The 4,553-nt window shown below is 72.1% G+C and carries 6 protein-coding genes; 3 read left to right on the top strand and 3 right to left on the bottom strand.

Going from position 1 to position 4,553, the window contains the following annotated elements:
* The 3 genes from GKQ77_RS28140 to GKQ77_RS28130 form a co-directional block, all read left to right on the top strand.
* On the top strand, nt 1-958 hold a 958-nt coding region (locus GKQ77_RS28140; RefSeq protein ID WP_219691739.1), incomplete at its 5' end, for a hypothetical protein.
* Complete coding sequence (locus GKQ77_RS28135; protein ID WP_219691738.1) at nt 958-1,488, top strand: hypothetical protein; 531 nt, start codon at nt 958-960, stop codon at nt 1,486-1,488. The genes GKQ77_RS28140 and GKQ77_RS28135, both read left to right, overlap by 1 nt.
* 16 nt (nt 1,489-1,504) lie before the next feature.
* Nucleotides 1,505-2,932 (top strand): hypothetical protein, encoded by a 1,428-nt coding sequence (locus GKQ77_RS28130; protein WP_219691737.1) that lies wholly within the window; start codon nt 1,505-1,507, stop codon nt 2,930-2,932.
* A 43-nt stretch (nt 2,933-2,975) separates the two neighbouring features.
* On the opposite strand, the gene GKQ77_RS28125 is transcribed toward GKQ77_RS28130, so the two are convergent.
* From GKQ77_RS28125 to GKQ77_RS28115, 3 genes are all read right to left on the bottom strand, one after another.
* Nucleotides 2,976-3,398, bottom strand: coding sequence for an acyl-CoA thioesterase (locus tag GKQ77_RS28125; protein WP_219691736.1), 423 nt, complete (start codon nt 3,396-3,398; stop codon nt 2,976-2,978).
* An 85-nt stretch (nt 3,399-3,483) separates the two neighbouring features.
* Nucleotides 3,484-4,122, bottom strand: coding sequence for a hypothetical protein (locus tag GKQ77_RS28120; protein ID WP_219691735.1), 639 nt, complete (start codon nt 4,120-4,122; stop codon nt 3,484-3,486).
* A 32-nt stretch (nt 4,123-4,154) separates the two neighbouring features.
* A partial coding sequence (locus GKQ77_RS28115; protein ID WP_219691734.1) for an LLM class flavin-dependent oxidoreductase occupies nt 4,155-4,553 on the bottom strand: 399 nt, incomplete at its 5' end.

Here is a 4,553-nt window from a genome sequence, read left to right as displayed (position 1 = left end):
GGACCCCCTCGCGCCCCGCCCGCCCACCGACGCCCAGGTGCGGGAGCACATGCGGCGCTGGCGGGAGGCGGGAGCCTTCACCGACCTGTTCCTGCCGCAGCCGTTCTGCGCCGAGACCTGTGCGACCCCCGAGGCCTGCGCGGCGGCCAGGGAACTCACCGGTGACGTGTACGTCCAACGCGTCCTCTCTCGCATCCTCACCTCCACCATCGACGAGTCGGGGGCACTGGACCGCCTCTGGGACGACCTCGGCACCGCGCTGCGCGCCCGCCGCCCCACCCCGGTCGCCCCGACCGACCTGCTCCGCGCCTTCGCCGGGCACGGCGCGGAGTGGCTGACCACCCGGCGCGGCAGCCAGCGCGGCTGGTCCTATGCCGACACCGGCGAGCTGTGTGAACGGCTGCGGGCGGTACTCCTGGGCAAGGTCGACCAGGCCAACACCGCAGGCGGCGGTACGGCGGCGCTCGTCGGCGCCCTCCAGGAGACGGCACGGCGCCTGCACGCCCGCCAGTTCGAGCCCTACCCGGTCTGCCATCTGGTCTGCTCCCAGGATCCGCCGCTGTGTCTGTACCGAGCGGCGGTGGCCGACCTGGTGGCGTCCCGCCGCTATCAGTCGCCGTGGCGGGACGCGGACCGCGACGACGCGGCATCCGAGGACAAGCGGCGCCGTCAGACGTGGGAGATCTGCCAGGACGCGGCCTACGAACTCATCGAATTCCCCACCGACGACATGCCGGAGGAGGCGAGAACCGCGCTCGACACCGCCGCACGGCGTACCTGCCTCTGCTTCGAACAGCAGATGCTCGCGGACGACCAGCGCAAGCCGCCCCGCACCGCCCGCCGCATCCTGGCCCACGTCCTCGGCGAGGCGGGCTTTGGCGAGGCGGGGTCTGGCGGCGAGGCGGGATCTGGAGAGGCGGAATCTGGCGAGGCGGGACCTGGAGAGGCAGGCCGGTGATGGGATCGCTCCTCGACAAGGTGCGCGCCGACAAAGACCGGGCGTCGGAGGAATCACGCGCCAAAGGGCAGGCCGAGTACGACAAGTTCTCCAGGGAAGCGGCGGAACTGGGCGCACAGGCCATGGAGCGGACAGGCCTGCCCGGTTCCGACATCGCCGCTGCCATGCTGCGCTCCGCCGCGGGCAACCACGACGCCTGGACCAAGATGGGCAGCGAGCCCGGGAAACTGCCCGGCGGGCTTGGCGGCGCGGACGGCGTCGGCGTCGGTACGCCCAAGGCGGGCGCCTCCATCGAGAAGCTGCTGCCGGGCACGGGAATGCTGATGAGCGGCTCGGCCGGCACCAAGTTCGGCGAGGGCGTCAACCTCGACCTGAAACTCGGCCTCGCTCTTGACGGCGGCCGTGGCGGGGGCGCGCGGAACCCGATGCCGGACGGTGCGACCGAGCTGCCGTCCCGCCCGCTGACGGAGGCCTCCGCCGAAAAGCGGGACCGCGTCACAGATTTCATCAACAGCACTCTTCGTCACTGACAGACCGGATGACGCCATGTCCGAGCGCTACAACGAACAGAGCGGGCAGACCGAACAGACCGAGAAGGCCGGAGCCGCCACCGAGAAGGGCCGCGAAGGACCGGATTCCTCGGTGAGGCAGGACCGGCCGGAGCTGAACCGCAGCGGCGGCGACTCCCGCCCCGATACCGCTTCGTCCTACCGCACCTTGGAGTTGCGTCCGGAGGACCGGCTGAGCGAGACGCCGCCCCGCACCCTGGAGTTGCGCCGCGAGGACATGACCCCGGACGCCGTGAGACTCACGAATTACGCGGAGAAGACGCAGAACACGCAGAGCACGGAGAAGACGCAGAGCACGCAGAGCACGGAGAACGTGGCGTCCGGCGGCGGGATGAGCGGCCCGAACGCCACCTCCTCTCCCGGCCGCTCGGAAGCGCCGCCCGTCCAGACCGACGACCCGAGGGTGAAGCCCCCCGAGCAGAAACCCCCGGAGCAGAAGCCTCCCGAGCAAAAGCCCCCCGAACAGAAGCCCCCCGAGAAGAAGGGCGCGGACGGCCGGACCGATACGGACGTCCGCAAGGAGCTGGAGAAGCGGACGGGGAAGAGCTACGACGAACTCGTCGTGGGTCTCGGCAAGGGCCCGATCGACCCCGCCAAGGTGTCGCCCCGCGACCTGGAACGCGAGCTGGTGAACAACGGCACGCTCCGGCCGATCACGATGGACACCAAGGAGCCCGACGTCATCGACAACGTCCCGACCCCGCACTCCTACCGGCCGGGGTGGTACTTCAACGACGGCCGCGTCGGCCCCGAGAGCAAGATCGACGCGGACAAGGCCGCCGGGCAGCAGGCCGTCAGGGACGCCGTCGTCCAGGGAATCGCGCAGGGGATCGCCGGTACCAGACCGGGCGCCGCCTCCGAGGGCCTGGTCAAGCCCGCGCCCGAGCAACGGCGGTACGAGCCCCGGCCGCCGACGACCTACGAGCCGCGCCAGGGCGCCTACCAGCCCGAGCCTCCCAAGTGGGGCGGCAAAGGCCCCCAGGGCCCCGAGAACAACAGCCAGCTGACGGTGCCCCGCGTCGTCACGGGTGAGATCAAGACCGCGAACTCGATCGAGGAGGCCCGGAACAAGACGCTGACGGAGTGGGCCGCCCAGCACCCGGACAAGTCCTGCGTGGCCGTCGTGACGTACGACGCCCACGGGAACCTCGGCATGGAGGTCTACCTGGCGGGCGGCAATCAGGACCTGGTCTGGCGCAACGACAACATCGGCCACATCGACCCGTCACAGCTGCCGAAAGAGGCCTACCAGTCGAGCGCGTTCGGCACCAAGATAGAGGCCGCCGTGACGAAGTACGTGGGCGAATACCTCGGCCAGCACTTCCAGGCCAAGTCGGGCAGCGCGACAGGACCCGACCTCGTCCCCGGTCAGTCGCAGATGAAGTTCAACCTGATGACGAAGTAACGGCAGCCGGCACCGACAGTCCGCGGGCCCCCGTCCCGGCGCCTCAGAGCCCCAGCAAGGCCGGTTCGCTCGCGAGCGCCCGGAAGTACTCGCGAGGATCCTCCACCATCCGCCGCTCCTTGAGGTCGAGCAGCCCGCCGAGAGAGGAGACGGTCGCGGCGACCGTGCCGTCCGCCTTGGTGATGATCTGCTCTATACGGAACGTCTTGCGCTCTCCCCACACGAATGCGCAGCTCACCGTCGTCTCGTCGCCGGCCCGCAGCTCGGCGCGGTAGCGGATGGTGTTCTCCAGGGCCACCGGACCGACGCCCTTGCCGAGGAGGTCGGCCTGCGTGATCCCGGCCGCCCGCAGCAGCGACCAGCGGGCGTGCTCGGCGTACTGGAGGTAGACGGCCTGATTGAGGTGTCCCTGCGAGTCCGTCTCGTACCCACGGACGCCGACGCTGACGGAAAACGGCTCTGTCACGGTGTTCCCTTCGCTCAACTTCTTGATGATCCGGTGCTGCTTGCCGATGGTCTGCTTCTCGGGTGCTCCGCCGGTGCCGAGCGGCTCACGTCCTTCTCGGTGAGGCCAGCAGATAGCGGCCCCCGCCGCGCTGTGCGGCGTGCTCGCCGGTCTGCCAGCCCGCCCGCTCCAGCGCCTCCGCGCACGCCCGCAGCCCCTCCGGGGACGGCTCCCGCACGGCGACGGCCTCGGGCTGCGGGGTCTCCGTCACCTCGTACCCCTCGCGGCCCGGGCGCGCGGGAGGCAGGCCCGCCGCCTCCAGGGCCAGCGCCGCCGCCTGGACGAGATGCGTGCGCTCCCACGCGCAGGGCCGGTCGCGGGCGCCGTCCTTGTTCGTCATCCGGCGCAGCTCCAGCAGGCCCTCCCAGGCCCCCCGGACCTCCCGCGCCCGGGCGGCGCCCTCGCTCCCGGTCACCGATGTCTCCGTGCCGGTCCGGGCGGTGAAGACGCCGGGGTCCGCCGCCGGTTCGGGCGGAGGCGGAGCCTGCGCGGGCTGCCGCGCGGCCTCGTCCCGCACGCGGTGGCCCGCGGGGGACAGGAAATACGCGTGCGGGGGCCGGGGGTGGCGGAAGGCGAGCCGCGCCCGCACCAGGGCCGTCAGCTGGGCCTGCGTACCGGACAGGCGGCCCGTCTCCGGGTCCGCTGCCTCGATGATCCGCCGCTGGGCGGCCGTCGGTGGCTTCACCGCGCCCGCACCCCCTTCCGCGTCGCTCGGCGTCAACTGCTTCCGATAGTGCCCTGTGCCACTGACATCAGGAGTTCGAGCACCCGCCGGTCCTCGTCCGCACCCGCCCGCTCACCGGGGGTCCCCGGGTAGGTGTCCAGGAGCACGTCGGTGGCGCCGAGAGCGGCCAGGGTCTCCAGATCGCCGCGGATCTGGTCGAGGCTGCCGTGGCCGAGCGGACGGTCGTCGGCGTCCGGCACGCCGCCGAGCCGGATCTGGAGGCGCGGTGCCAGGCCCGGCACCGGGCGGCCCGCTGCCTCGGCCTCGGCCGCGATGCGGGGGAGGGCCGTGCGCAGCGCCTCCCGCGTCGGCATGAACGGATGCCAGGCCTCGCCGAGGCGGGCCGCGCGGCGCTGCGCGGCGGGGGAGTTGCCGCCCACCCAGACCGGCAG

The organism is Streptomyces anatolicus (assembly GCF_019400875.1).
In the GTDB taxonomy this organism is placed as follows: Bacteria; Actinomycetota; Actinomycetes; order Streptomycetales; family Streptomycetaceae; genus Streptomyces; species Streptomyces anatolicus.
This window is presented reverse-complemented; position numbering and strand designations above follow the sequence as displayed.

Coding starts and splice junctions, on each gene's coding strand:
- GKQ77_RS28135 (WP_219691738.1), top strand. CDS start 958: ATGGGATCGCTCCTCGACAAGGTGCGCGCCGACAAAGACCGGGCGTCG.
- GKQ77_RS28130 (WP_219691737.1), top strand. CDS start 1,505: ATGTCCGAGCGCTACAACGAACAGAGCGGGCAGACCGAACAGACCGAG.